This is a genomic window from Streptomyces lasalocidi, from assembly GCF_005280215.1.
Classification (GTDB): Bacteria; Actinomycetota; Actinomycetes; order Streptomycetales; family Streptomycetaceae; genus Streptomyces; species Streptomyces longwoodensis.
This window is the reverse complement of record NZ_SZNQ01000001.1, coordinates 7,105,191-7,130,839: the sequence shown is the minus strand read 5'-3', so window position 1 is coordinate 7,130,839 and position 25,649 is coordinate 7,105,191. Positions and strand designations below refer to the sequence as shown.

25 protein-coding genes and 1 pseudogene are annotated in these 25,649 nt (G+C 74.7%); 12 read left to right on the top strand and 14 right to left on the bottom strand.

All coding sequences use genetic code 11. The features are described 5' to 3' along the window. Positions 1-6: 6 nt before the first annotated feature. A complete protein-coding gene (locus E4U91_RS32270; protein ID WP_241678756.1) occupies positions 7-843 on the bottom strand; it encodes a hypothetical protein in 837 nt (278 codons plus the stop codon). A 112-nt stretch (positions 844-955) separates the two neighbouring features. Next, positions 956-1,945 carry a GlxA family transcriptional regulator gene (locus tag E4U91_RS32265; RefSeq protein ID WP_137311110.1) on the bottom strand — a complete coding sequence of 330 codons (990 nt, stop codon included), beginning with the start codon at positions 1,943-1,945 and terminating at the stop codon, positions 956-958. Positions 1,946-2,022: 77 nt separating this feature from the next. Here E4U91_RS32265 and E4U91_RS32260 point away from each other — a divergent pair, with 77 nt between their 5' ends. From E4U91_RS32260 to E4U91_RS32245, 4 genes are all read left to right on the top strand, one after another. After that, positions 2,023-2,973 carry an NADP-dependent oxidoreductase gene (locus E4U91_RS32260; protein ID WP_137310079.1) on the top strand — a complete coding sequence of 317 codons (951 nt, stop codon included), beginning with the start codon at positions 2,023-2,025 and terminating at the stop codon, positions 2,971-2,973. Positions 2,974-3,204: 231 nt separating this feature from the next. Further along, positions 3,205-3,585 carry an anti-sigma factor antagonist gene (locus tag E4U91_RS32255; protein WP_137311109.1) on the top strand — a complete coding sequence of 127 codons (381 nt, stop codon included), beginning with the start codon at positions 3,205-3,207 and terminating at the stop codon, positions 3,583-3,585. 97 nt (positions 3,586-3,682) lie between these two features. Next, positions 3,683-4,369 carry a DUF4230 domain-containing protein gene (locus E4U91_RS32250; protein ID WP_137310078.1) on the top strand — a complete coding sequence of 229 codons (687 nt, stop codon included), beginning with the start codon at positions 3,683-3,685 and terminating at the stop codon, positions 4,367-4,369. Between the two features lie 129 nt (positions 4,370-4,498). Beyond that, entirely contained in the window at positions 4,499-5,065 is a 567-nt protein-coding gene (locus tag E4U91_RS32245) for a VanZ family protein (protein WP_137310077.1), read from the top strand. Positions 5,066-5,149: 84 nt separating this feature from the next. On the opposite strand, the gene E4U91_RS32240 is transcribed toward E4U91_RS32245, so the two are convergent. Then, positions 5,150-5,386 (bottom strand): hypothetical protein, encoded by a 237-nt coding sequence (locus tag E4U91_RS32240; RefSeq protein ID WP_137310076.1) that lies wholly within the window; start codon positions 5,384-5,386, stop codon positions 5,150-5,152. 58 nt (positions 5,387-5,444) lie between these two features. After that, positions 5,445-6,470 (bottom strand): annotated as a pseudogene (locus tag E4U91_RS32235) (DNA topoisomerase IB). Positions 6,471-6,570: 100 nt separating this feature from the next. On the opposite strand from E4U91_RS32235, the gene E4U91_RS32230 reads away from it, so the two are divergent. The 3 genes from E4U91_RS32230 (at position 6,571) to E4U91_RS32220 (ending at position 10,271) form a co-directional block, all read left to right on the top strand. Beyond that, on the top strand, positions 6,571-7,608 hold the full coding sequence (locus tag E4U91_RS32230) for a PHP domain-containing protein (RefSeq protein ID WP_137310075.1): 1,038 nt from the start codon (positions 6,571-6,573) through the stop codon (positions 7,606-7,608). Positions 7,609-8,111: 503 nt separating this feature from the next. Next, positions 8,112-9,116 (top strand): SDR family NAD(P)-dependent oxidoreductase, encoded by a 1,005-nt coding sequence (locus E4U91_RS32225; RefSeq protein ID WP_241678755.1) that lies wholly within the window; start codon positions 8,112-8,114, stop codon positions 9,114-9,116. A 138-nt stretch (positions 9,117-9,254) separates the two neighbouring features. After that, positions 9,255-10,271 carry an SDR family oxidoreductase gene (locus tag E4U91_RS32220; RefSeq protein WP_137310074.1) on the top strand — a complete coding sequence of 339 codons (1,017 nt, stop codon included), beginning with the start codon at positions 9,255-9,257 and terminating at the stop codon, positions 10,269-10,271. 77 nt (positions 10,272-10,348) lie between these two features. Here E4U91_RS32220 and E4U91_RS32215 read toward each other — a convergent pair whose 3' ends face one another. Both E4U91_RS32215 and E4U91_RS32210 read right to left on the bottom strand, forming a co-directional pair. Further along, the gene (locus tag E4U91_RS32215; protein WP_137310073.1) at positions 10,349-10,636 is read right to left on the bottom strand and encodes a hypothetical protein; all 288 of its coding nucleotides are present in this window, start codon (positions 10,634-10,636) and stop codon (positions 10,349-10,351) included. A gap of 155 nt (positions 10,637-10,791) precedes the next feature. Then, complete coding sequence (locus E4U91_RS32210) at positions 10,792-12,081, bottom strand: ROK family protein (RefSeq protein ID WP_137310072.1); 1,290 nt, start codon at positions 12,079-12,081, stop codon at positions 10,792-10,794. Between the two features lie 282 nt (positions 12,082-12,363). On the opposite strand from E4U91_RS32210, the gene E4U91_RS32205 reads away from it, so the two are divergent. The 4 genes from E4U91_RS32205 (at position 12,364) to E4U91_RS32190 (ending at position 16,761) form a co-directional block, all read left to right on the top strand. Next, complete coding sequence (locus E4U91_RS32205; RefSeq protein WP_137310071.1) at positions 12,364-12,858, top strand: FBP domain-containing protein; 495 nt, start codon at positions 12,364-12,366, stop codon at positions 12,856-12,858. 139 nt (positions 12,859-12,997) lie between these two features. Next, positions 12,998-14,245 (top strand): FUSC family protein, encoded by a 1,248-nt coding sequence (locus tag E4U91_RS32200; RefSeq protein ID WP_137310070.1) that lies wholly within the window; start codon positions 12,998-13,000, stop codon positions 14,243-14,245. 73 nt (positions 14,246-14,318) lie between these two features. After that, positions 14,319-15,380, top strand: a complete 1,062-nt coding sequence (locus E4U91_RS32195) for a hypothetical protein (RefSeq protein WP_137310069.1) — start codon at positions 14,319-14,321, stop codon at positions 15,378-15,380. Positions 15,381-15,486: 106 nt separating this feature from the next. Then, complete coding sequence (locus E4U91_RS32190; protein ID WP_137310068.1) at positions 15,487-16,761, top strand: lactonase family protein; 1,275 nt, start codon at positions 15,487-15,489, stop codon at positions 16,759-16,761. Here E4U91_RS32190 and E4U91_RS32185 read toward each other — a convergent pair. Both E4U91_RS32185 and E4U91_RS32180 read right to left on the bottom strand, forming a co-directional pair. After that, the gene (locus tag E4U91_RS32185; protein ID WP_137310067.1) at positions 16,729-17,454 is read right to left on the bottom strand and encodes a DUF2470 domain-containing protein; all 726 of its coding nucleotides are present in this window, start codon (positions 17,452-17,454) and stop codon (positions 16,729-16,731) included. The genes E4U91_RS32190 and E4U91_RS32185 overlap by 33 nt on opposite strands. Positions 17,455-17,529: 75 nt before the next feature. Continuing rightward, positions 17,530-18,135: a TetR/AcrR family transcriptional regulator gene (locus E4U91_RS32180; protein ID WP_137310066.1), complete on the bottom strand. Its 606-nt coding sequence runs from the start codon at positions 18,133-18,135 to the stop codon at positions 17,530-17,532. Positions 18,136-18,265: 130 nt separating this feature from the next. Here E4U91_RS32180 and E4U91_RS32175 point away from each other — a divergent pair, with 130 nt between their 5' ends. Beyond that, positions 18,266-19,840, top strand: coding sequence for a cytochrome P450 (locus tag E4U91_RS32175; protein WP_137310065.1), 1,575 nt, complete (start codon positions 18,266-18,268; stop codon positions 19,838-19,840). Here E4U91_RS32175 and E4U91_RS32170 read toward each other — a convergent pair. The 6 genes from E4U91_RS32170 to rhaS form a co-directional block, all read right to left on the bottom strand. After that, positions 19,802-20,632 (bottom strand): pentapeptide repeat-containing protein, encoded by an 831-nt coding sequence (locus E4U91_RS32170; protein ID WP_422070923.1) that lies wholly within the window; start codon positions 20,630-20,632, stop codon positions 19,802-19,804. The two genes, E4U91_RS32175 and E4U91_RS32170, sit on opposite strands and share 39 nt — an antisense overlap. A gap of 27 nt (positions 20,633-20,659) precedes the next feature. Beyond that, a complete protein-coding gene (locus E4U91_RS32165; protein ID WP_137310063.1) occupies positions 20,660-21,655 on the bottom strand; it encodes a sigma-70 family RNA polymerase sigma factor in 996 nt (331 codons plus the stop codon). 25 nt (positions 21,656-21,680) lie between these two features. Beyond that, entirely contained in the window at positions 21,681-22,982 is a 1,302-nt protein-coding gene (locus tag E4U91_RS32160; RefSeq protein ID WP_137310062.1) for an alpha/beta fold hydrolase, read from the bottom strand. Between the two features lie 112 nt (positions 22,983-23,094). Then, a complete protein-coding gene (locus E4U91_RS32155; RefSeq protein WP_137310061.1) occupies positions 23,095-24,120 on the bottom strand; it encodes a LacI family DNA-binding transcriptional regulator in 1,026 nt (341 codons plus the stop codon). 77 nt (positions 24,121-24,197) lie between these two features. Then, a complete protein-coding gene (locus tag E4U91_RS32150) occupies positions 24,198-24,518 on the bottom strand; it encodes an L-rhamnose mutarotase (RefSeq protein WP_137310060.1) in 321 nt (106 codons plus the stop codon). Positions 24,519-24,535: 17 nt separating this feature from the next. Beyond that, complete coding sequence (gene rhaS / locus E4U91_RS32145) at positions 24,536-25,618, bottom strand: rhamnose ABC transporter substrate-binding protein (protein WP_137310059.1); 1,083 nt, start codon at positions 25,616-25,618, stop codon at positions 24,536-24,538. Positions 25,619-25,649 lie beyond the last annotated feature (31 nt).

Genomic DNA, 25,649 nt, shown 5'->3' with positions numbered 1-25,649 from the left:
GGTGCTTCACCGGCAACCCGCCCCGTCCCGCAGCGCGGGCCAGGCCTCCACGCCGTGCGGGGTGCGGACGTAGGCCGTCGTAGGGTCCGCGGTGAGCCACAACTCCTGTTCCCCGTACCGGCGTCCGGTGTCCCGGGCGGTCGGCGGCAGGCGGACGTCGGCGCGGTACGGGGCCGTCAACATGTCCGGGCCGAGGACGCCGTCGGAGTCGCGGGCGTAGGTGCGCGCGTCCTCGTAGCGGCCCAGGGTCAGGAAGTGCGCGCGCTGCCAGCCGCAGTGCTCGGGACCGGCGGCGCTGCTGATCTCGGCGACGGGCAGTCGGCGGCCCGCGCGGTCCGTCCAGATCTCGTACCCCGGAGTGGCGCTCGCCGGGAGTTCCGACGGGTCGCAGGCGGCGGTCGTCTCGGGGCCCCAGCCGGGCCGGTGCTCCTGGTCCTCGGCCACGACGACGGCCACCTTGGTGCGGCCCGCGACGTCGTAGGAGTAGAGCACACGGCCGGCCTCCCGGCGCTCCACCCGGTAGCCGTGCCGCGGGAGTTCGGGTGCGTCCCGGTCGAAGTACAGCCGCAGGCCGTCCTCGGGGGTGTCGCCGCCGTCGCGGCGGCTCCAGCCGTCCGGTGCCGAGCCCGCGAAGACCGGCCCGTCGCACTCCAGCGCGCGGCCCGCGGCGCCGGACGCCAGGAGCAGGTCGCGGGCGGTGTGCCCGTCCACCTCCCGGGTGGGCACGAGCAGCGGGCCGTCGTACGGGGTCGGGGGCGGGGTGCCGTCGACGACCACGTCCGGTTCGTTCCCGCCGGCACCGCACCCGGCGGTTCCCGCCGCGAGCACCGCTGCCCCTGCCATCACGGCCACCGTCACCGCGCCTGTGCGCATACGCCCGCCCCCGTTCCCTCGACCCGCGTCGTGTTCCTCCGACGCGGGCGGGCGGGGAAACGTTCGGTCGCCGCAGGGCGGGTCAGCGGGTCTGCTGGAAGGTGCGCCGGTAGGTCTGCGGGGACACGCCGATGGCCGCGTGCAGGTGCTGGCGCAGGGAGGCCCCGGTGGCGAAGCCGACGTGCCCGGCGATCTGATCGACGGACAGGTCGCTGGCCTCCAGCAGGTGCCGGGCCCGGACGACGCGCTGCTGGATGAGCCAGCGGCCGGGACTCAGGCCCACCTCGTCCTGGAAGCGCCGGGCGAAGGTGCGCCGGCTCATCCGGGCGTGGGCGGCCAGGTCGGCCAGGGCGAGGGGCTCCGCCAGGCGCTCCAGGGCCCAGGCCCGGGTGGCGGCCGTGCTCGCGGGACCCTGCTGCGGGACTGGCTGCTCGATGTACTGGGCCTGGCCGCCGTCCCGGAACGGCGGGACGACACAGCGCCGGGCGACCTTGTTGGCGAGTTCGCTGCCGTGGTCCTGGCGCACGAGGTGCAGGCAGATGTCCACGCCGGAGGCCGCGCCCGCCGAGGTCAGCATCCGGCCGTCCTCCACGAACAGCACGTCCGGGTCGAGCTCGACGCGCGGGAACATCCGGCGGAAGGCGTCCGCGACCTGCCAGTGGGTGGTGGCCCGGTGACCGTCCAGCAGTCCGGCCGCGGCCAGCACGAAGGCGCCGGTGCAGATGGACACCACGCGCGCACCCGGGCGGATGCGGGCGAGGGCCGCGGCCACCGTCTCCGGCAGGTCGGCACTCACCCGGCTGGGCGAGACGGCCGCGACGACGACCGTGTCCGCGCTCTCCAGCGCCTCGGGCCCGTGCTCCACGGTGATGCCGAAGTCGGCGCTGGTGCGCACCGGCCCGCCGTCGACGCTGCACGTCAGCACCTCGTAACGGCCGTCGGCGGCACCCAGGATGCGGCTGGGCATGCCCAGCTCGAAGGGGTAGACGCCGTCGAGGGCCAGGACGACGACGCGCTCGGGGTGCCGGGCGCCGCGGTCGGTGTCGGTGTCGGCGCACCGGGGAATTGCCATTGCCATGGCACGATCCTATCGAAGGGTGACCATCATGCCATTGTCCGGGCGCGCGGCCCCCGGCAGGCTGGGTCACCATGAGCACTGTGAACACGATGCGCGCCATCCGCCAGGACGTCCTGGGCGGCCCCGAGGTCCTGCAAGCGGTGGAGGTGGAGCGGCCCGCCCCGCGTCCCAACGAGGTACTGGTGCGGGTGCGCGCCGCCGGCGTCAACCCGACCGACTGGAAGCACCGTGCCACCGGCGGCTTCCTGGGCGAGCCGCCCTTCGTATTGGGCTGGGACCTGTCCGGGACCGTCGAGGCGGTCGGCGTCGGCGTCGCCACCTTCGCGCCCGGCGACGAGGTCTTCGGCATGCTGCCGTACCCGTGGGGCCACGGCTCGCACGCCGAGTACGTCATCGCCCCGGTCCGCGCCCTGTGGCACAAGCCGGCCGCCCTGACGCACGTCGAGGCGGGCGCGCTGCCACTGGTGTCCCTCACCGCCTGGCAGGCGCTGGTGGAGACGGCCGGCCTGGAGGCGGGACAGCGGGTGCTGGTCCACGCCGCGGCCGGCGGAGTCGGCCACGTGGCCGTCCAGATCGCCAAGGCGCGCGGCGCGTACGTCATCGGCACGGCGAGCACGGCCAAGCACGACTTCCTGCGCGGGCTGGGCGCCGACGAGGTGATCGACTACCGGGAGACCGACGTCACGGAGGCGGTCAAGGACGTCGACGTGGTACTGGACACCCTGGGCGGCGACACCTCGACGGCCTCGCTGCGGGTGCTGCGGCCGGGCGGGATCGTGGTGTCCATCCTGCCCGTGGGCTCGCCGGAGTTCTTGACGGAAGCCGAGCGGCTGGGCGTGCGGGCGGTGCGGATGCTGGTGGACGCCGATCGCGCCGGGATGCGCTCGATCGCCGAGCTGGTCGAGGCGGGCGAGCTGCGGCCGACGATCGCGGGGACGTTCCCGCTGGCCGACGCCGCCGAGGCGCACCGCATGGGCGACACGGGTCGGACGACCGGCAAGCTGGTGCTGGTCGTCGACTGAGCCGTCGACCGAGCCGGCCCGGTCGGGCGGTGCGGGGCGCTCCCGCACCGCCCGTCGCCGACTCCGGGGGGGCGGGTCGCCGCCCCTGCCCGGCATGACTTCGCTCACGTCACGAGATAACTCCGGCGCGTTTCCAAGACATATGTCAATCGAACATGCTGGAATTCACTCGATCGAGGGTAACTTGCTGGGGCGGGGCCTGAGTTGGAGTCGGCGGGAGGCGATGTCGTGGTGCAGCGGGAGCCCGCCGCGGAGTCCCCCTACCTGCGCGTCCGCCGGGAACGCGGGTACACGGTGCTGGAGTTCGCCGGCGAGATCGACATCTCCGCGGCCGCGGAGATCGCCCCCCTGCTCGACGCCGCGACCGAGGAGCCCGGCGCCCGGGTGGTGATCGACCTGGGCGGGATCGAGTTCTTCGACTGCTCCGGGCTGCGCCTGCTGTACCGGGCGCGCGGGCGGGTCCTGGACCGCGGCGGGGACCTGCGCCTGGTGTGCACCCACCGGCTCACCCTGCGCGTGCTGCGGGTCACCGGGCTGTCCCGGCTGCTGCCCCCCTCCCCCAGCCTGGAGACGGCCCTGAGCCGGCCGCGGGCAGCCTCCGGCTCCCGCTGACCGGGCCCCGACCGTCACGGAACGTCGACAACTCCAAACGGGCGGTCTGCCACCGGATTTGACGGGCATCCGTCCGGTAGGAAGGAGGACCGTCGACATGACGACTTCGGTCAGGACGCCATCCCAGGAGAAGCAGGGCCCGCCCCGGCGCGTGCCCGGCTGGGCCAAGGCCCTCATCGCCGTCGTGGTGGTACTGGTGGTGATGTTCGCGGGGATCCGGCTGAGCCTGCTGCCGGGACTGCGCGACCTCTTCGGCACCGAGACGCAGGACCGGACGGGACCCGCCCTGCTGGAGTCCATCCAGGACATGAGCCGCTACGAGGCCGCGTCGGGCAACTTCCAGGTCGTCGTGGACCTGGAGAAGGACGCCAAGTTCCTCCCGGACGCCGTCCGCGGCACCCGGACCCTGTACGTCGGCGCGGGCACCGTGGACGCCTACGTCGACCTCGGCAAGGTCGGCGACAAGGACGTGGTGGTCGACGACGACCGCACCACGGCCACGATCCGGCTGCCCCACGCCCGGCTCGGCACCCCCGCCCTCGACCCCGACCGCTCCTACGCGGTCTCCAAGCAGCGCGGTCTCCTCGACCGGCTCGGCGACCTGTTCTCGGGCAACCCCAACAGCGAACAGGCCGTCCAGAAGCTCGCCGTGCGGCACATCGGCGACGCCGCGAAGGAGAGCGGCCTGACCGCGCGGGCCGAGACCAACACCACCGGCATGCTCAAGGGCCTGCTGCGCTCCCTCGGCTTCAAGGAGGTCCACGTGTCGTACGGGACCCGGTGACGAGGCGCCCCACCGCCCCCGGCCCACCTTCTGAAGGCCCCCCGGCGACTGGCCGAACGGCACCGCATCCCGGCTGCTTCTCGGGGTAACCGCTCCGGGACGCAGGTAAGTTGAGAACTGGAGGACCGCATGGCCCGGCTGGCACTGAGCCCGCGTACCGCTTTCCGCCAGCGCACGAGCAAGTCCGAGGAGCCGGACGCGGTGGACAGGTCCGCCGACGCCCGGGCGGCGCGGGCCGACCGGCCGCGACCGCTGCGGGCCCTGGTCCGGTGGACGGCGATGCTCTGCGCCTTCGTGTTCATGGTGGCGTTCGCCGTGGTGCTCGCCCGGCTCACGCTGGAACCGTCGCCCGCGTCGAAGGCGCTGGTGCACACCAACCTCACGCCCGGCCACTCGCTGCGGGCCTACCTCGACCAGCCCGAGCTGCGCGACGCGGTCAAGCAGATCGGCGGGAACATCCTGCTCGGGGTGCCGTTCGGCATCCTGCTGCCGGTCGTGGCACCGGGCACGCGCGGCTTCCTGCGCATCCTGCTGCTGACCGCGGTCGTGATGCTGATGGTGGAGTTCGCGCAGGGCGCGCTGGTCACCGGGCGCGCCTTCGACGTCGACGACGTCATCCTCAACACCACGGGCGCCCTCATCGGTTACCTGCTGCTCGGGCGGCGCCTGAGCCGCGCGGTGCACAAGCGCGCCTGACCCGGGCGCGTCAGGCCGCCCCGCGGCCGGCACCGCGCCCACGATCCGCCCGGGCCCGGGTGGGCGCCCCGCGCCCGCCCGGGCTCAGTGCACGGTCCAGGTGTAACGGTCCCCGCCGACCCAGCGCACCACGTCGGGGTCGTCCAGGTCGTGGACCGTGATGCCGAACGCGGCGGCTGTCTCCAGGACGTCCGTGACACCCCGCGCCTCGCCGACCACTTCGCCGTCGATCTCGACGATGCGGAAGGGCGGGTGTCCCGGCTGCACCCGGAGCACCATGATCCGCGGCTGGGAGATGTAGGGACTCGCGATTTCGGTCATGTCTCTCAGCGTAGATCGGCCCGATCGCCGAGGGGCAGGCGGAGCGGGCCGGGAGCGGTCAGCCCCCGCGTCCGTCGAGCAGGTCCAGCACGGCCTGCTCGACCGCGCCCTGGGTGGCCGGCCGCCCGAGGTCCCCGTGCTCGCCCAGCCGGGTGAGCGCGGGCGCGATCGTGATCCCCTGGTCGAACAGCTCGAAGACCAATGGGTCGATGTAGGAGGCCCGGCACACGGCCGGCGTGTTGCCGAGGTAGTGGCTGACCTCCCGCACGGCGCGTGCCGTCTGGCGACGCCGGGCCGCCGCGGTGGCGCCGGCCTCCTCGGCGGTGACCGACAGGGCGACCGCCGCGAACACGGTGGCGTGCCAGGTGCGGAAGTCCTTCGCGGTGATGTCGGTGCCGGACAGTCGGCGCATCGCCTCGTTCAGGTCGGCGCCGTGCAGCTCGTGCCAGGACCCGCTCTCCCAGTACGCCATCAGGCGTGGCCCGCCGCGCGGGCGGCGCAGCAGGGCGCGGACGACCGCGTGCGCGTCCTCGTCGACGAGCGCCCGCACGAGCTCGATGCCGCCCTTGGCCGGGTAGTGGAAGGCGATCTCGCCCTGCCCGCAGTGGACGTGTTCGCGCAGCATCGTGGTCAGGCCGTACGTGCCGTTGGCCTCGGTGTGCCGGTCGCTCCCGATGCGGAAGAAGCCGAGGTCGAGCAGCCGGACCGCGCAGGCCGTGACCCGGGCGCGGCTCAGCCCGCGCCCCGCGAGGTCGGCGGCCACCGCCTAGCGCAGGTCGGGCAGGGCGCGGGCGACCTCGCGCACGTGCTCGTGCTTGGCCTGGTCCTGCCGCGCGCGGAACGCGTCGTGGTACCGGTACTGGCGGCGCCCCGCGTCGTCGGTGCCGACGGCCTGGAGGTGGCCGTCGGGCCAGGGGCAGATCCACACGTCACGCCAGGCGGGCGGGATGACCAGCGCACGGATGCGGTCGAGCTGCTCCGGGTCGGTGAGCGGCTCGCCGTGCTGGTCCTCGTAGCGGAAGCCGCGGCCGCACCGCATCCGGCGGTACCCCGGGCCGTCGCACGAGCTGGTTCGCAGTCTCATGACAGGTCACTGCCGGTACCCCTGCGGTGACGGCGCAAACGCGGGTGCGCACCGGGAGGTCCTGGGGAACCCTGGTGGCAGGAGTGACCAGGAGGTGACGATGGACCCCGTGGAGGCGCTGGACCGGATCGCCTTCCTGCTGGAGCGGTCGCTGGCGCCGACGTACCGCGTCCGCGCCTTCCGCACGGCGGCCCGCGTGCTGGCCGCGCTGCCGGAGGACGAGGTCGCCGCGCGCGCCGCCGCCGGGACGCTGGAGTCCCTCAAGGGCGTGGGCCCGAAGACCGCCCAGGTGGCGCGGGAGGCGCTGGCCGGAGGGGTGCCGTCGTACCTGGAGAAGCTGGAGGGCGAGGCCGGCCGGCCGCTCACGGAGGGCGGCCGGGCGCTGCGGGCGCTGCTGCGCGGCGACTGCCACGTGCACTCGGACTGGTCCGACGGCGGCAGCCCGATCGAGGAGATGGGCCGCGCGGCGGCCGGGCTGGGACACGAGTGGGCCGTCCTCACCGACCACTCCCCCCGGCTGACGGTGGCACGGGGGCTCTCCCCGGAACGGCTGCGCCGGCAGCTGGACGTGGTCGCGGAGCTCAACGCGACGTGGGCGCCGTTCCGGCTGCTGACCGGCATCGAGTGCGACATCCTCGACGACGGCTCGCTCGACCAGGAGCCGGAGCTGCTGGAGCGGCTCGACGTGGTCGTGGTGTCCGTGCACTCCAAGCTGCGCATGGACGCCCGCTCGATGACCCGGCGCATGGTGGCCGCGGTGCGCGACCCGCACGCCGACGTGCTGGGGCACTGCACGGGACGGCTGGTGACCGGGCGGGGGCGGCCGGAGTCGGCGTTCGACGCGGACGAGGTGTTCGCCGCGTGCGCCGAGTCGGGGACCGCGGTGGAGATCAACAGCCGTCCGGAGCGGCTGGACCCACCGCGCCGGCTGCTGCGCCGGGCCGTGGAGGCGGGGGTGCTGTTCTCGGTCGACACCGACGCCCACGCGCCCGGCCAGCTCGACTGGCAGGTGCTGGGCTGCGCCCGCGCGGAGGAGTGCGGGGTGCCGCCCGAGCGGGTGGTGACCACCTGGTCGGCCGAGGAGCTGCTCTCCTGGACCCGGGAGGGCCGGGTGCCGGCCGGCGTGGACGGCGGCTGACGTGGTACCCGCGCACGGCGGCGCCCGCGCCGCGGGAGGAGGGACCATCGGGCCGTGTACGACGATCCGGCGCACCTGCTGGCCTCGCCGGCGGAGAGCCCGTTCGGGACGTGACGCGGGTACGGCGGGCGGTGCGGTGACGCACGTCACCCGAAAGTGGCGTCGGCCGGGGAACACCGGTGGGTGGTTCTCCGTTGAACCAACCGTGGGTGCGGACGGGACAGTGTCCCCGGGCCTCACCTTTTGCCCACAGGGACGATCGTTCGGCTGAAGCCCTGTGGAGCGTCTCGCCGAGAGGCGACCGCCGTTCGCGCCCACCACGAACCGCCCCGACCGTGGCACCCCCCCCCCCCCCCCGCCCGGTCGGGGCTTCTCCATGTCGACTCGGAACTTCGTCGCTTCATCGCTTCATCGACTTCGTTGATTGCGTTGATTTCGTTGACTAGGACGACTCGACTGACTCGGTTGACTTCGAGGGCACTCCAATTCGTAGCGTTCAGGGCATGGACAACAGCGTCACGAACGGCAGCGGCATGGACGAACAGCACACCCCACAGCGCCGGATCGGTTCCGGATTCGGCGCCACCAGCACCGCCGACGACGTCCTGCGGGGCGTCGACCTCACCGGGAAGCTGGCGGTCGTCACCGGCGGCTACTCGGGCCTCGGCCTGGAGACCACCCGCGCGCTCGCCGGGGCCGGCGCCCACGTCGTCGTCCCGGCCCGCCGGCCGGACGCCGCCCGGGAGAGCGTCGCGGACCTCGGGGGCGCCGTCGAGGTGGACGAGCTGGACCTCGGCGACCTGGCGAGCGTACGGGGCTTCGCCGAGCGGTTCCTGGCCGGCGGCCGCACCGTGGACATCGTCATCGACAGCGCCGCGATCATGGCGTGCCCCGAGACCCGGGTCGGGCCGGGCTGGGAGGCGCAGTTCGCGACCAACCACCTGGGGCACTTCGCCCTGGTCAACCACCTGTGGCCCGCCATCGAGCCGGGCGGCGCCCGCGTCGTGTCGGTCTCCTCGCGCGCCCACCACTTCTCCGGCATCCGCTGGGACGACGTGCACTGGCGGCGGGACTACGACAAGTGGGGGGCGTACGGCCAGGCCAAGACGGCAAACGCGCTCTTCGCGCTGCACCTGGACCGGCTGGGCCGGGACCGGGGCGTGCGGGCCTTCTCGCTGCACCCGGGCGGCATCCTCACGCCGTTGCAGCGGCACCTGCCGAAGCAGGAGATGGTGGACCGGGGCTGGATCGACGAGGACGGCACCCCGCTGAACCCGCGGGGCTTCAAGACCCCGGAGCAGGGCGCGGCGACCCAGGTGTGGGCGGCGACCTCCCCGCGGCTGGACGGGATGGGCGGGGTCTACCTGGAGGACTGCGACGTGGCCGAGCCGGCCGTCGAGGGCGACTCGAGCGGCGGGGTGCGGGACTGGGCGACCGACCCCGAGCAGGCGGCGCGGCTGTGGGCCCTGTCGGCGGAGCTGACGGGGGTGGACGCGTTCGCCGCGTAGCAGGGTGCCACGTGCCCGTGTGCCACGTCCGGTGCGTGCCGTGCGTGCGGTGACCGGCGGCCGGGGTACTCGGTCGGCTCCGCAGGGGCGACGCGGGGGGTGACCCCGGTCGCCGGGGAGCAACGGGAGGAGACCGACGTGAGCGGCAAGGTGGTCGTCACGGGTGCCACCGGCAACGTGGGCACGAGTGTGGTGCGCCTGCTGGCGGAGGACCCGGACGTGGAGTCGGTGCTGGGACTGGCGCGGCGGGTGCCCGACTGGTCGCCCCCGAAGACCGAGTGGGCGGCGGTGGACCTGTCGTCCGAGCAGGCCCAGCTCGCGGGCCTGCTGGCCGGCGCCGACGCGGTGGTGCACCTGGCGTGGGCGTTCCAGCCGACGCACGACCCGGCGACGACCTGGCGCACCAATGTGCTCGGCAGCATCCGGCTGTTCGAGGCCGTCGCGGCGGCCGGCGTGCCGGTGCTCGTGCACGCCTCGTCGGTCGGCGCGTACTCGCCGGGGCCCAAGGACCACGCGGTGGACGAGTCGTGGCCGACCCACGGCTGGCCGGACGCCGCGTACTGCCGGGAGAAGGCGTACCTGGAGCGCGCGCTGGACACCTTCGAGCGGGAGCACCCCGAGGTGCGGGTGGTGCGGATGCGGCCGGCGTTCCTGTTCAAGCGGGAGTCGGCCAGCGAGCAGCGGCGGATCTTCGGCGGCCGGTTCCTGCCGGGCCAGCTGGCCCGCCCGGAGCTGCTGCCCTTCCTGCCCGACATCCCGGGCCTGCGGGTGCAGGCGCTGCACACCGACGACGCGGCCGAGGCGTACCGGCTGGCCGTGCACACCGATGTGCGCGGCCCGTTCAACCTGGCGGCCGACCCGCCGGTGGACGCCCGGCTCCTCGGCGAGCTGCTGGACGCCCGCCCGGTCCGCCTGCCCCGCAGCGCGGCCCGCTCGGCGATCGCCGCCGCCTGGGGCCTGCACCTGCTCCCGGCCTCCCCGCACCTCTTCGACGCGGTCCTGCGCCTGCCCCTGATGGACTGCACCCGCGCCCGCGTCGACCTCGGCTGGAGCCCCCAGCACGAGGCGACGGACGTCCTCAAGGAGTTCCTGGACGGCTTCCGCACGGGTGCGGGGGCGGAGACGGCTCCCCTGCGGGGGCGCAAGGTGGGCTAGGTCGAAGTCTGCGGCAGCGGCGCGTTCGGCGTGTCTCCCGGACCGCTCGGCGCGTTGGGGGTTCCTCGGTCGGCTCCTCAGTCGGCGGGCTCGTCCGGGGTGGGGTGGTCCGAGTGCGCGGTGGCCGCCGTCGGGGCGCCCTGGCGTCCGGTGCCGGCCTCGTCGGTGTCGGGGACCGAGGTGTCGGTGCCGGTCTCGTCGTCGTCGCCGGTCGACTGTCCGGAGGTGGTGCGTTCGGCCTGCTCCTGGGCCCGGGCGGGGCTGCCCTCCCAGGGGTCCTCGCCCGTGTCCGCCTGCTGGTCGGGCAGGTCGCGCGGCACCGGTGTGCCGTTCTCACCAGGGCCTTCGAGGCGGTGGTCGACCACGGCCGGCTCCCTTCGCGTCGTCCGCACGCCGTGCGCGGCACGGCGACCCGGGGCGCAGATCGCCCGGGCGGGACGCGAGTACCGCACGGCCGGCCGGCGAAACCCACGGGCGACGCGCCGCGCGCCGGAGCGATCGTCGCCCGTACGCCCCCCGTTCAGTGCGTGGCGCGTTCCTCCAGCACCGTCCGCCAGACCGGGGTCGGTCCGGTGGGGGCGGGCTCCGGGCGGCGGCCGCCGCGGGCGAAGAAGTCGGCGAGCGGGAGGATCGCTGCGCCGACCGTGACGGCATCGGGTCCGAGCCGGCCGAGGTCGACGGTGACCTTCTCCGCCGGGTGGCGCAGCGCGTACGACCGCGCGTGCCGGCGTACGGCCGGCAGGAAGCGGGTGCCGAGCTGGAGGCCCGCCCAGCCGCCGATGAGGATGCGCTCGGGCTGGAAGAGGTTGATCAGGTCGGACAGGCCCGCGCCCAGGTACTCGGCGGTCTCCTCCAGGACGGCGAGGGCCACGGGGTCGGGCGCGCCGCCGTCGGCCGGGTAGGCGGCGGCGAGCATCGCGGTCAGCGCGGTCTCCTCGTCGGCGTCGCGCGGCGGCCGTCCGCCCTCCTCGCGCCAGCGGTCCAGCAGCGCCTCGGCACCCGCGTACGCCTCCAGGCAGCCGAGCGCGCCGCAGCGGCAGCGCCGGCCCCGGACGCGCACGGTGAGGTGGCCCCACTCGACGGCCCGGCCGTGCTCCACCTCGGGGGTGACCAGGCAGGCGCCGACGCCGGAGCCGAACAGCACGACGACCGCGTTGCGGGCGCCGCGGCCGCCGCCGAACCACATCTCGGCCTGGCCGAGCGTCTTGGCGCCGTTGTCGATGAAGTACGGCACGGTGCCCGGCAGCTCGGAGCCCTCACGCAGCAGCGCCTCCAGCGGGACGGCGTCCCAGCCGATGGTCTGGCCGTGCACGACCGCGCCGCGCTCGGCGGTGCGCTCGACGATGCCGGGAACGCCGATGCCGACGCCCAGCAGCCGCTCGGGGGCCACGCCCGCGACGGCCAGCACCTCGGCGATGCCGCCGCGGATGTGGCCGACGATGCCCTCGACCTCGTAGCGGCGCTGCTCCAGCGGGCGCTCGGCGCGCGCCAGTTCGGTCAGGGTGAGGTCGAACAGTTCGATCCGGACCCGGGTCTCGCCGACGTCCACGCCGATCAGGTGTCCGCTGCCGGGGGCGACGCGCAGGAGCGTGCGGGGGCGGCCGCCGTCGGAGTCGACGCTGCCGGCCTCCTCCACCAGCCCGTCCCCGACCAGGTCGGCGACCACGTTGCTGATGGATCCCGAGCTCAGGCCGGTGGCCGGGCCCAGCTCGAAGCGACTGAGGGGGCCGTCGAAGTAGAGCCGCTGGAGGACGGCTGTGCGGTTGGCCCGCCTGAGATCGCGTACCGTACGCCCGTTCCGCCCCGCCATGTGGCTCCCTTCCGCACCCGCCCGACCTGCAACATACCGCCCCGGGGGCGGTCCGCGCGACTTTCTTCCAACCCTTAGTTCACGATGTGAGCTAAGCGGGTGGGCCGGAAGGGCCAGTTCACCGCCCTGATCGAGGGGAGGCGGGCCCGCCCGCGGAGGGAAATTCGGTGGCCCCGCGGGCCCCCGCGACCTAGCCTGGAGCCGAAACCTAGACCCCCTAGGTTTCGGTCGTCGAACGACGAACGACGAGAGACGACCCCGGCGACGACTTCGGAGGCCCCCGTGCGCCCGCTCACCGAGCAGGAGATCCGCGACTCCTTCATCAACTGTTCCAAGGGGGAGGCCAAACGCCTCGCGGTGCCGCGCGACCTGGACGAGCGCCCCTGGGACGACCTGGACTTCCTCGGCTGGCGCGATCCGGGCGCGCCCGACCGCAGCTACCTGGTGACCGAGCGGCAGGGCCGGCACGTCGGCGTGACCCTGCGCTTCCCCGCCTCCCAGCGCGGCTTCCTGCACCGCAGCATGTGCTCGCTGTGCCTGACCACGCACCCGGGCGGCGGCGTGTCGCTGATGACCGCCCGCAAGGCCGGCGCGGCGGGCCGCGAGGGCAACTCCGTCGGGCTGTACATGTGCACGGACCTGGCCTGTTCGCTCTACGTGCGCGGCAAGAAGGTCCCGGAGAGCGGCGGGCGCTTCGAGGAGAGCCTCACCCTGGAGGAGCAGATCGCCCGCACCGCGGGCAACCTGGCGGCGTTCGTCGAGAAGTTGTACGACTGACCCGCCGGCCCGCTCCCCCGCGGTGCGCCCCACCGGGGACGGCGGGGACGGCTCCGGGGACGGCTCCGCCGCTGGTGCGGGCGGGTTCGAACCCCGTCGACACGTTCGAGCCACCGGATGAGCGGGAACAGGCCAAGGGATGTCCAATGCACGTGAGGAAACCCCGCCGCTGGAGCGGCTGCTGAAACGGCGCCGGGATCCGGTGGTGGTCCAGGCCCTGCGGTCCGCCTTCGCGGCCACCGTCGCCTACGTCGTCGCCCTGCGGCTGAGTCCCGAGGCCGCCCCGCTGACCGCTCCCCTGACCGCCCTGCTGGTCGTCCAGGTCACCCTCTACGCCACGCTCACCAACGGCATCCGCCGGGTGAACGCGGTGGTGGCGGGCGTCCTCGTGGCGATCGCCTTCAGCCTGCTGGTGGGGCTCACCTGGTGGAGCCTCGCCCTGCTCATCGTGGCCGCGCTGGGCGTGGGCCACCTGGTCCGCGTCGACGAGTACGTGCCCGAGGTGGCGATCAGCGCGATGCTGGTCCTCGGGGTCACCGCCGTCGGCGACTACGCCTGGGCGCGGGTCGTGGAAACCTTGATCGGCGCGGTCGTGGGGCTCAGCTGCAACCTGCTGCTGCCGCCGCCCGTGTGGGTGGACGAGGCCGGCGAGTCGATCGAGGACCTGGCCCGGCGGGTGCGCCAGCTGATGCTGCGGATCGGCGAGCAGGCCGGGGGCCGTACGCCCCCCGAGGTGGCCGCCGCCCGGCTGCACGAGGCCCGCCGGCTCGACCACGACATCGCCGAGGTGGACGCGGCGCTGCGGCAGGCCGAGGACAGCCTGCGGCTCAACCCGCGCGTCCGGGAGGGCGTACTGCACCGCGTGGTGCTGCGCACCGGCCTGGACACGCTGGAGATCTGCACGGTCGTGCTGCGGGTGCTGGCCCGCTCGCTGACCGACCTCGCCAAGGAACGCGAGCCCGAGCCGCTGTTCCCGCGCGAGACCGGGGAGGTGGTGGAGGCGCTGCTGTCCGAGGTGGCCGACGCGGTCGTGAGCTTCGCGGTGCTGGTCACCACGCACGTCAGCCTGAACGCCGACGCCGCCGAGGCCCGGCTGGCCAACGAGCTGCACCAGGCCGCCGCCACCCGCGACAAGCTGGCCCAGCTGCTGCTCGAACGGCTCCAGCACGACGCCCGCCAGTGGCAGCTGCACGGCGCGGTGCTCACCGAGGTCAACCGCATCATCGACGAGCTCGACACCGAGCACCGCTCGCAGCGCCTGCTGGAGGAGCTGGACCGCTCCACTCGCGAGCAGCGCGAGCGCCTGCCGCGGCTGACCGCGCTGCGGGGGCGTCTTTCCGGCCGACCCTGGCGGAACCGCCGGCGGTCGGCGCATCGTTCTAGGTGAGGAGCCGTCCGCCGCCGGCGGCGCGGACGGACACGCCACGGCACGGGCCGTGCGGACGACGAGGGGGACGCGGATGACCGACAGCACCGTACGCATCGACGGGAACACGCTCCGGCTGCCGGGCGGGGTGGCGGTGCGGTTCGTGCGCACCCTGCGGCTGCCCGAGACGGGCACCCACCCGCTGCCCCCGGGCCTGGGCGAGTTCCCCGTCCGCCGCGTCACGGACTACCCCGACACCGCGCCGGCCGACTGGCTCGCGCGCGGGGGCGTGATGCTGCCGGTGTACCTGCGCGAGGCGATGTGGCTCAGCTTCGCCGGGAGCACCGAGCCCGCCGCGCTCCAGGTCGGCGTCGGCAAGGTCTGCGCGGTCTCCGGCAAGCCCTGGAGCGACCGGCTCTCGCGCCGCCCCCAGAACTACGTGGTGCTCCCCCGCCAGCCCTGGCTGGACGGCATCAACTCGGGCAAGGGCACGGTGCGCCAGTTCGTGGCGGTGCCGCTCGGGCTGGGCGCGACCGTCGAGGGCCAGGTCACCGGTGAGGAGGTCTGGGGCGGCGTCCAGCTCCAGACGTTCCCGCTCAACGAGGACCGGCTCGCCGAGTGGCGCGAGGCGCAGCGGCGGCTGGAGGAGCAGCGGCGCCGGTCGGCCTCCCGGTTCACCGGGTACGGCGGCCCGCCGGTGACCGGCGCGATGCCCGCCCCGATGGCCGCACCCGGGGCGGCACCCATGGCCGCGCCCGGCGCGGCCGCGCCCCGGGCCGCCGCGGCCATGGGGCTCGGCGTGGGAGGTTCGATGCGGCAGGAGGTCTACCAGGACGACCGGTCGCTGAAGGACTGGGCGGCGCGACCCGCCGGGCGGGTCTTCGTGCACCTGGTGACGCCGCCGGAGTGGCGCCGCATCACCGGCGAGGCGCCGCCGCCCTCCCCCGTGGACCGCGCGGCGTACACCCGGGCGGGCCTGCCCTGGTTCGACTACTACGACGAGGACGGCCAGGACCTCGCCCCCACCGACACCCTGGGCACGGTCAAGCCGGTCGGCGACTGGCTGGGCGACGACCTCGACCCCTGGGCGCCGCCCGCGCCGCAGCAGGTGAAGCCGCTCGCGCCGGGCAAGCCGGTGACGGACGGGGACTGGTAGCGCCCGGCGCCCCCGCGGGTTCGTGCGGCGTGCTTTTGCCTCCGGCGCGCCGTCCGCGTCAAGGTGGTCGTCACACGAGCGACCGGCGACGACGCGAGGTGCGGACATGACGGGTGGGACGGACGGGGTGCGCGCGCGGTGGAGCAGGCGCCGCTTCGTCGGGGCGCTCGGCGCCGCGACGGCGGGCGGGGCGCTGGCCGGCTGCGGCGACGGCTCGTCCCGGGCGGCCGGATCGCCGGCGCCGGGATCCGCGTCCGGCTCCCCGGCTCCGTCCGCCGACCGGGGCCGCTCCGCCGGGTCCGCGCCCGCCGCCTCGCCCACCGCGTCGTCGAGGGCCGCCGCCGCGCGGCCGCTCTTCCTCGGCACCTACACCTCCGCCGAGGGCGGCGGCCGGGGCATCGGCCTGGCCACCTACGACCCCGGGTCGGGGCGGATCACCGGGACGGGGACGCTCACCGGGGTCCCCGACCCGTCGTACCTGGCCGTGCACCCCGACGGGCGGACGCTGTACGCGGTGAACGAGCGCGAGCGCGGCTCGGTGACCGCCGTGCGGATCGGCGACCGGAAGGTCCTCGGCAGCCGCCCGACCGGCGGCGCGCAGCCGTGCCACCTGTCGGTGCACCCGAGCGGCCGCTGGCTGCTGAGCGCCGACTACGGCTCGGGCACGGTGGCCGTGCACCCCGTCGACGCCTCCGGCGCGCTGGGCGAGCGCACCGCGCTGGTCCGGCACACGCGGCCCGCCCCCGGGCCGGGGCAGCAGGGGCCGCACGCGCACCAGGTCGTCACCGCGCCGGACGGCGAGCATGTTCTCGCCGTGGACCTCGGCACGGACACCGTCTACAGCTACCGCCTGGACGACCGGGCCGGCACGCTCACGGAGGTCGCGCAGGCGCACACCCGGCCGGGCGCGGGGCCCCGGCACCTGACGTTCCACCCGGGCGGGCGGTACGCCTACCTGGCCGACGAACTCGACGACACGGTCGCGGTCTGCGCCTACGACCCGGAAACGGGGCGGCTGAGGATCGGCGCCCCGCAGTCGACGGGGTCGGGCACGAAGGGGGGTCCGGGCACCAACTACCCGGCCCAGTTCGTGGTGTCGCCGGACGGCGCCCACGCCTTCCTCGCCAACCGGGGGGCGAACACCCTCGCCCGGTACGCGGTGGAGGCGGACGGGGCCCGGCTGCGGCTGCTCGGGACGGTGCCGGTGGCCGGGGACTTCCCGCGGCAGGTCGCGCTGGCGCCCGGCGGCCGGCTGCTGTTCGCGGCGAACCAGCGCAGCGGCACCGTCAGCGTCTTCCACGTGGACCCGGCGGACGGTGGACTGCGCCTGGCGGGCGAGCCGTTCGCGTCACCCGTCGCGGTCTGTGCGCTGCCGCTGTAGGGCACGCGGGCAGGACGCGGCGCTCGCCCGGCCGAGCAGCACGTGCATCCGCTCGGTGAGCTGTCCCGTGTCGTCGGCGGGGCGGTGGAAGGGCAGGCGTACGTCGCCGTGGCCGCGCAGGCGTTCGATGCGCAGGGTGAGGCCGTGGCGGTCGACGGCCAGCGGCCGGACCCGGACGGCACCGTGCAGGCTGTCCTGCCCGACGAGCCGGGTCAGGCGCTCGACGGCGTCGGGATGGGCGTCGGCGAGGTGGGTGAGCAGGTGCGCCTCGGCGGTGACGTGCGGGTCGGGCGCGGCCGCGGCGAACTCCTCGGGGCCGACGAGGACGGCCCCGCAGTGCTCCTTGAGCACGATGCGGGTGGGGTGCAGCGCAAGGCGGTTGTCCTCGGGGGCGAACCAGCCGGCCAGCCAGAGGCGGGCCCGCACGCGGTGGCGCACGGGGACGGGGGCCACGTCGGCGAACTCCAGCACGGCGTGCGGCTCGCCGCGGGGAGCGCAGAGCGCGGCGGCGCGCAGGGCGCTGTCCGGCCTCGGCGCGAGCAGCACGCGGCCGTCGTCGGTGACGGTGTGCGCGCCGACGAACTCCTCGCGTGCGCCGTCGGCGGTGACCGCGCAGGACCACGCGGCGGCCAGCACCGACCGGGCCCGTTCGGCCGTGGCAGGCATGGCCGACCAGCTCTGACTGACACCCATCCCGTTCCTCCTTAGGTAAGGCTCACCTAACCTATCGAAGATCGCGGGGTACGCCAACCACACGGCGCTGCGGCCCTACGCCAGGACGCCCAGCAGCGCCCGCGCGCACAGGTCCCGTACCTGCTCCCGGGCCAGGTCCCCGCCGCGCAGCCACTCCAGGCTCACCGCGGTGGTGAACGCCAGCCAGCCGCGCACTGCCAGGCGCACCTCGGGGCGCCCCTCCACGGCCGGCCCGAACTCGGGGTCGGCGGCCAGGGCGGCCAGTACCTGGCGCTCCTGGGCGGCGAGCGCCCGCTGGTAGACCCGCCGCACCGTGCGGTCCCCCGCCGCGTCGGCGCGGTGGAAGGCGCGGTAGCCGTGGGCGTGCGCCCGCACGTACTCCAGGTACGCGTCCAGGCCGGCGGCGAGCTGGGCGCGGACCGGGACGCCGGGCGCCGGTGCCGTCATGGCGAGCATCCGCTCGCTCTCGCGCTCCACCACCGCGGCGAAGAAGTCCCGTTTCGTCGGGAAGTAGTGGTAGAGCAGCCCGCGCGAGACCCCCGCGATCTCGGCGACCTGCTCGATCCACACGTCGTCGTAGGGGCTCTCGGAGAACAGCCGCGCCCCGACCCCCAGGAGTTGTTCCCTGCGCTCCCCGGTGCTCAGCCGACGGCGCACGCGCTCCCCGTGGTTGGCGGTCATGGCCGCACTCTACTTGACGCCGGTTCAGCAACGGGACGAGACTGGACGCGCTGTTGAACCCACGTACAACACCGCGGGCGACAGCGCGTGCGCCACCGCAACGGGCCGCTGGACCGAGGGAGTTCGCGTCATGGCAGGGACGACGACCGGGCACGCGCCCACCGGCGACGTGCGGCCGAGGGGCTTTCGCAGCGCGGAGGACGGCTGGCCGGAACTGCGCCGGATCCCCCACCCGCCGTACCGGCTGCCGCTGCTGGGCGACCTGGTCGGCGCCAGCCGGACCACGCCCTTGCAGGACTCCCTGCGGTACGCCCGCCGGCTGGGCCCCGTCTTCCGGCGCCGGGCCTTCGGCAAGGAGTTCGTGTTCGTCTGGGGCGCCGGGCTGGTGGCCGACCTCGCGGACGAGGCGCGGTTCGCCAAGCACGTGGGCCTCGGCATCGCCAACCTGCGCCCGGTGGTCGGCGACGGGCTGTTCACCGCGTACAACCACGAGCCCAACTGGCAGCTCGCCCATGACGTCCTCGCCCCGGCCTTCAGCCGCGAGGCGATGGCCGCCTACCACCCGATGATGCTGGACGCGGCCGCACGGCTCACCGACCACTGGGATCGCGCGGCCGGCGCCGGGCACGAGGTGGACGTGCCCGGGGACATGACCAAGCTGACGCTGGAGACGATCGCGCGCACCGGGTTCGGGCACGACTTCGGCTCCTTCGAGCGCACCCGGCAGCACCCCTTCGTCTCCGCGATGGTCGGCACCCTCACCCACGCCCAGCGGCTGAACACCGTGCCCGCCCCGGCGCTCGCGCTGCTGCGGGGCGCGCGGCGGCGCAACGAGGCGGACATCGCCCGGCTGCACCGCACCGTGGACGACCTGGTGCGCGCCCGGCGGGCCTCCGGCGGCGGCGCGGGGGACCTGCTGGACCGGATGCTGGAGACCGGCCACCCGGACACCGGCGAGAAGCTGTCCGACCAGAACGTACGCCGCCAGGTCATCACCTTCCTGGTCGCCGGGCACGAGACGACCTCCGGCGCGCTGTCGTTCGCCCTGCACCACCTCGCCCGGCACCCGGACGTCGCCGCCCGCGCCCGGGCGGAGGTGGACCGGGTCTGGGGCGACGGCGTCCCCGGCTACGACCAGGTGGCCCGCCTGCGGTACGTCCGCCGGGTGCTGGACGAGTCGCTGCGGCTGTGGCCGACGGCGCCGGCGTACGCGCGCGAGGCGCGGGGGGACACCGTGCTGGCCGGGGAGCACCCGATGCGGCGCGGGGCGTGGGCGCTGGTGCTGACGCCGATGCTGCACCGCGACCCCGCGGTGTGGGGAGCGGACGCGGAGCGGTTCGACCCGGACCGGTTCGACGCCCGGGCGGTGCGCGCCCGGCCCCCGCACGTGTTCAAGCCGTTCGGGACCGGGGCGCGGGCGTGCATCGGCCGGCAGTTCGCGCTGCACGAGGCCACGTTGGTGCTCGGCCTGCTGCTGCGCCGCTACGACCTGGTGGACGACCCGGCGTATCGGCTGCGGGTCACCGAGCGGCTGACGCTGATGCCCGAGGGGCTGCTACTGCGCCTGGAACGGCGCACGCCCGGCCCGTCGGCCCCGGACACCGGGACCGACGAGGCGGTGGCGGACGACGCGGGGGCGGGCGACGCGGGGGCGGGCGACGCGCCCTCAGGGGCGCGGTGCCCAGTGCGCCGGACGCGTGACTGAGTCCGGCAGCCGGGTGCCCCCGCTCCCCCGGGCCGCGTTCAGCTGCGGCTGGGTCAGGAAGAACGCGCCGGTCAGATCGGCGTCCGTGAGGTCGGTGTCGCGCAGGTCCGCCCCGATGAGGTCCGCGCCGCGCAGGTCGGCGCCGGTCAGGTCGGCCGCAATCAGGTAGGCCCCGCGCAGGTCGGCGCCGCGCAGGTCGGCCCCCTTGAGCCGGGCGCCGATCAGGTCGGCGCCCCGGCGCTTCGCCCGGCGGCCCGGGACCCCGGTGCGCACCAGCTCGCTGGTGCGCAGCAGCAGGACGTTGACCTCCTGGCGGTGGGCGCCGACGTCGAGGGCGGCCAGGTCCTCGGCGCTCCCGAGGGTCAGGGCCTCGGTCCGCTCCAGCGCGCGGCGCAGGTCGCCGTGGACGGGTCCGGCCGCGGGGAGGGTGAGGGCCTCGGTCAGGTAGGCGAGCAGCTCCTGGAGCTGGCGGACCACCGGGAACACCTCGACCATGCGGCGGGCGTGCCCGGGCGGGCCCGTGCGCCAGTCCCGGCCGCCGAAGGTGATCTGTGAGACCTTCTGGCCGGCGCCGAAGCAGTCGTAGACCGTGCAGCCGGTGAAGCCCCGCTGCCGCAGCCGCGCGTGGATGCCGCAGCGGTGGTCTTCGGCGAGGTTCGGGCAGGGGGTCCCGGCGTCCTTGTCGAACGCGAAGTCCGCCGACGCCGCGAAGGGCAGGGCCACGCAGCACAGCCCGAAGCACCGGGAGCAGTCGCCCCGCAGGTCGGCTCGCTCATCCGTTCGATCTCCCATGGCGTCCAGCATAGGCCCGGCCCTGGCTCAGGCACCGCGTCCGTCGAGGTCACCGGGGCTGCCCGGGTCGTCCGGCGCGGTGGGGTGCGCCGGTTCGAGGGACGCCAGGTCCGGGACGTCGAGGGCGGCGACCCGCTCCTCGTCGGCCAGGATGTCCAGCGCCACGACCCGCCCGCCGGCGACGGTGACCGCCATGACGGACACCAGCCGGCCGTCGACCACGTTGACCACGCCCACGGCGTCCCCGACCAGCGCCACGCGCGCGTAGGGGGCGAAGTGGCGGAAGAGCAGCGACTGCCCGGCGACCTCGCGTGCACCGCGCACCAGCTTGGAGACGGCCAGGCCGCGCACCTTCTCCCCGGCGTCGGCGCGCAGGACCACGTCCGGGTCGAGCACCGCGACCAGCGCCTCGAAGTCCCCGGCGCGGCTGGCCGCCAGGAACGCGTCGACGACGGCGCGCTGCCGGGCGAGGTCGCGCTCGGCGGAGGGGGTGGCGCCCTGGACCCGGCGCCGGGCCCGGCTGGCGAGCTGCCGCGCGGCGGCCGGGCTGCGCTCGACGATGCCCGCGATGTCCTCGAAGGGCACGGCGAACAGGTCGTGCAGCACGAACGCGAGCCGTTCGGCGGGCTCCAGCGTCTCCAGGACGACCAGCAGGGCCAGCGCCACCGCGTCGGACCGCAGCGCCTCCTGCTCGGGGTCGACGGCCGACAGGGGCCGTACGACGGGGTCGGGCACGAAGGTCGAGTCCTCCCCGATCGGCTGCTCCCGGCGGGCCGTCCGGGAGCGGAGCAGGTCCAGGCAGATCCGGCCGGTCACCGTGGTCAGCCAGCCGCCCAGGTTGCGCACATCGGCGGTGTCGGACCGGCCGAGCCGCAGCCAGGTCTCCTGGACGGCGTCCTCGGCCTCGGCCAGCGAGCCGAGCATGCGGTAGGCCACCGCCTTGAGGTGGGGCCGGTGCTCCTCGAACCGGTCCGCCAGTGTCTCGTCCGTGGTGCGCACACGTCCCCCGTGGTCGTCGGTCATGGCCGCAGCGTACGCGGACGCGTCCTCAGGCCTCGTCTCGGGCCAGAGCGAGCAGGCGGTCGAGGACGCGGGGGCCGCCCGCGCGGACGCCGTCGTGCTCGAACTCGTCGGTGACCCAGGTGCGCAGACCGCGGATGCTCCGCGCGGTGGTGAGGGCGTGCGCGGTGTCGACGTACATGTCGTCGTGGTAGACGGCGGCGGCCACCGGGACCTCGTTGGCCGCGAGCCGGGCGGGGTCGTACAGGGGCGTCCAGGTGCGGGCGGCGAGCAGTTCGGCGGTCTCGCGCAGCGGGCGCAGCGCCGGGTCGCAGCCGAACATCCAGGGGTGAATCGATTCTCCGGTGAACAGCAGCGGCCCGTCGCCCGCCAGCGCCTTGGCCGCGTCGAACTGCGGGAACTCGGCGCGGACGCGTTCGGCGGCCCAGGCGGTGGGGCGGTCGTCCTGGCCGTAGACCGCCTCGTGGACGAGGGCGTAGAGCGGGTGCCCGGCGAACGACAGCAGGCCCCGCACCTCCTCCTGGAAGGCGTCGGACAGCTCGGGGCCGTGCGGGGTACGCACGAAGGCGTCCTCGAGGAGGTGGTGCAGCCGGTGGCTGCCCTCGCCGCCGCCGAGCAGGATGCCGAGCGACTGGAACGCCTCGACGGTCAGCAGGTGGCCGCCCGGCAGGGTGACCTCGTGGGCCAGCAGGTGGTCGGCGACGCGGCGGACCCGCTCGACGTCCTGCGGGTAACGGGCGTAGTGCGCGGCGACCTTGCGCTCGATGCGCGGGTAGGCGGCGCGGTAGACGTCGTCGGCGTGGGCGTCGAGGGAGGGCAGGCCGCCGGTGATCAGGGCGGCGGCCAGGCCCTCGGGGGCGAGGGACAGGTAGGTGACGGTGCAGAAGCCGCCGAAGCTCTGCCCGAGGACCGTCCAGGGGGCGCCCCCGGTGACCCGGCGGCGGACCAGCTCGCAGTCGCGGACGATGGAGTCGGCGCGGAAGTGCGCCAGGTACGCGGCCTGTTCGGCGGGACCGCCGCGCAGCGGGAGCGTCTGGCGGTTGGCGGGCGTGGAGGCCCCGGTGCCGCGCTGGTCCAGGAGCAGCACGCGGTACTCCTCCAGGGCGCGGCCGAGCCAGGCGGGCCGCCCGATGAAACGGTTCGCCCCGAAGCCGGGGCCGCCCTGGAGGTACACCAGCCACGGCAGGTCGTCCCGGTCGGCCTTCTCGCTCGCGACCACCTCGCGCGCGTACAGCTCGATCGTCTCCCCGGCCGGGTCGGCGTGGTCGAGGGGAACGGTGAAGCGGTGGTCGGTGAGGACGACGCCGGGCTGGCGGTAGGTCGTGGTCAACGGGGCTCCCGGGACGGAAGGGGTGCGGGCCGCGACCCAGTTCAGCACATGCGCCGCCGCAGGTCGCGCGCGGGGACGGCGCACCCGCGCCCACCTGCTGCTGAACGGCCGGTCAGCGCGGCGCCAGGCTGGAGCGCCGGACCACGAGCTCCGGCTGGAGCACCACCCGCCGGTGCTCGTGCGGCCGCGCGCGGCCGCCCTCCTCGGTCTCCTCCAGGAGCAGGTCGGCGGCGAGCGCGCCCATGGTGACGGCGGGCTGCCGCACGGACGTCAGCGGGACGGCCGCCGCGGCGGCGAACTCGATGTCGTCGTAGCCGACGATCGCGAGATCGTCCGGGACGCTGACGCCGGCCGCGTACATCGCCTGGAGCACGCCGAGGGCCAGCAGGTCGTTGGCGCAGAACACGGCGGTCGGCCGGTCGGCGAGGCCCAGCAGCCGGGCGCCCGCGTCCCGTCCGGCGGCCACGTCGAGGCGCTCGGTGGGCAGCTCGCGCAGGTGCTCGGGGCCGAGGCCCGCCTCGGCGAGCGCGGTGAGGGCGCCGGTGCGGCGGTCGCGGACCTGGTTGAAGCCGGGCGGGCCGCTGACGTAGGCGATGGAGCGGTGCCCGGCGTCGACCAGGTGGCGCACGGCGAGCTCGCCGCCGGCGACGTCGTCGACGGACACCGAGCACTCGCTGGTGCCCTCGGCGACCCGGTCGACCAGCACGAACGGGATGCCGTGCCGGCGGAAGGAGTCGATGTTGCGGCCGGTGGCGTCGGCCGGGGTGAGCAGCACGCCCCGCACGCGCTGTTCGGCGAAGAGGGCGAGGTAGTCGGCCTCCTCGCTGACGCTCTCGGCGCTGTTGCAGACCATCACGCCGAGCCCGGCGTCCCGGGCGGCCCGCTCGGCACCGCGGGCCACGTCCACGAAGAAGGGGTTGCCCATGTCGAGGACGAGCAGCCCCATGATCCGGCTGCGCCCCGCGCGCAGCTGGCGCGCCGACTCGCTGCGGACGTAGCCGAGCCGGTCGATCGCGGACTGCACCCGGGCCCGGGTCTCGGTCGCGACGGTGTCCGGACGGTTGATGACGTTGGACACGGTGCCGACGGATACTCCGGCGGCGCGGGCGACGTCCTTGATTCCCACCGACTGTGCCATCGGGCGGAGACCTCCAGGTGAACGGGGTACGGCGGGGAGGGCTTCACAGTACCGTCCGCCTCGTGCGGTGCTCCGCCTCAGGCGAGGTGGAACACTTCGGTGAGCGGTGTCATCGCCTCGTCGGGCCGCTCGCCGTCCAGCGACGCGAAGAACGGGGCCATCTCGGCCTGCCAGCGGGCGTTGACCTCGGTGGCCTCCATCGCGGCCCGGGCGGCCGCGAAGTCCTCGGTCTCCAGGTAGCCGACGAGCAGGCCGTCGTCCCGGAGGAAGAGGGAGTAGTTGTGCCAGCCGGTGGCCGAGAGCGCGGCGCGCATCTCGGGCCACACGGCGGCGTGGCGTGCGCGGTACTCGGCGATCCGGTCCTCGCGGACCTTGAGGAGGAAACAGACGCGCTGCATGGAGTACCGCTCCGCCCTCAGAAGTTGAACCGGTCGATGTTCTCGGCGTCGAAGACCGTCGGCTTGCCGAGGCTGATGACGCCGTCCTTGCCGATGCTGTAGGTGGTGCCGCCGGCCTGGAAGGACTCGCCCTCCTTGCCGGTGATCTGTCCGGAGGACAGCGCGACCGCGGTGCGGGCCGCGAGGTCGCCGAGCTTGGCCGGGTCCCACAGCTCGAAGGCGTCGACGGTGCCGTTCTTGACGTACTTCCGCATGTCGTTGGGGGTGCCGAGGCCGGTGAGCTTGACCTTGCCCTTGTACTTGGAGCCCGACAGGTACTGGGCGGCGGCCTTGATGCCGACCGTGGTCGGGGAGATGATCCCCTTCAGGTCCGGGTACTCCTGGAGCAGGCCCTGGGTCTGCTGGAAGGACTGCTGGGCGTCGTCGTTGCCGTAGGCGATCTTGACGAGCTTGACGTCCTTGTACTTGGGGTCCTTCAGCTCCTCCTTCATGTAGCCGATCCAGGTGTTCTGGTTGGTCGCGGTCTGCGCGGCGGACAGGACCGCGATCTCGCCCCGGTAGCCGATCTGCTGGGCGAGCAGCTGGACCTCGGTGCGGCCCAGGTCCTCGGCGGACGCCTGGGAGACGAAGGCGTTGCGGCACTGCGGGGTGGTGTCGGAGTCGTAGGTGACGACCTTGATGCCGTTGCCCATGGCCTGCTTGAGCGCGGTGCACAGGGCGCCCGGGTCCTGCGCGGACACGGCGATCGCGTCGACCTGCTGCTGGGTGAGGGTGTTGACGTAGCTGACCTGGCCGGAGGTGTCGGTGGCGCTGGAGGGGCCGACCTCCTTGTAGGCCGAACCCAGTTCGGCCAGGGCCTTCTCGCCGCCCTTGTCGGCGGTGGTGAAGTAGGGGTTGTTGACCTGCTTGGGCAGGAAGCCGACGGTCAGGCCCTTCTTCAGCGCCGCGCCGGGGTCGGCCTTGCCGGCGGAGGCGGCCGGGCCGGCGCCGTCGTTCTTGACGTCCTCCTTGGTGGTGCCGCCGCACGCGGTGGCGGCGAGGGCGAGCGAGGAGACGGCGGCGAGGGTCGCACAGGCACGGCGGAGCGAGGACTTGCGCATGGACGGTCCTTTACGGGGCGGGAGGGAGAGG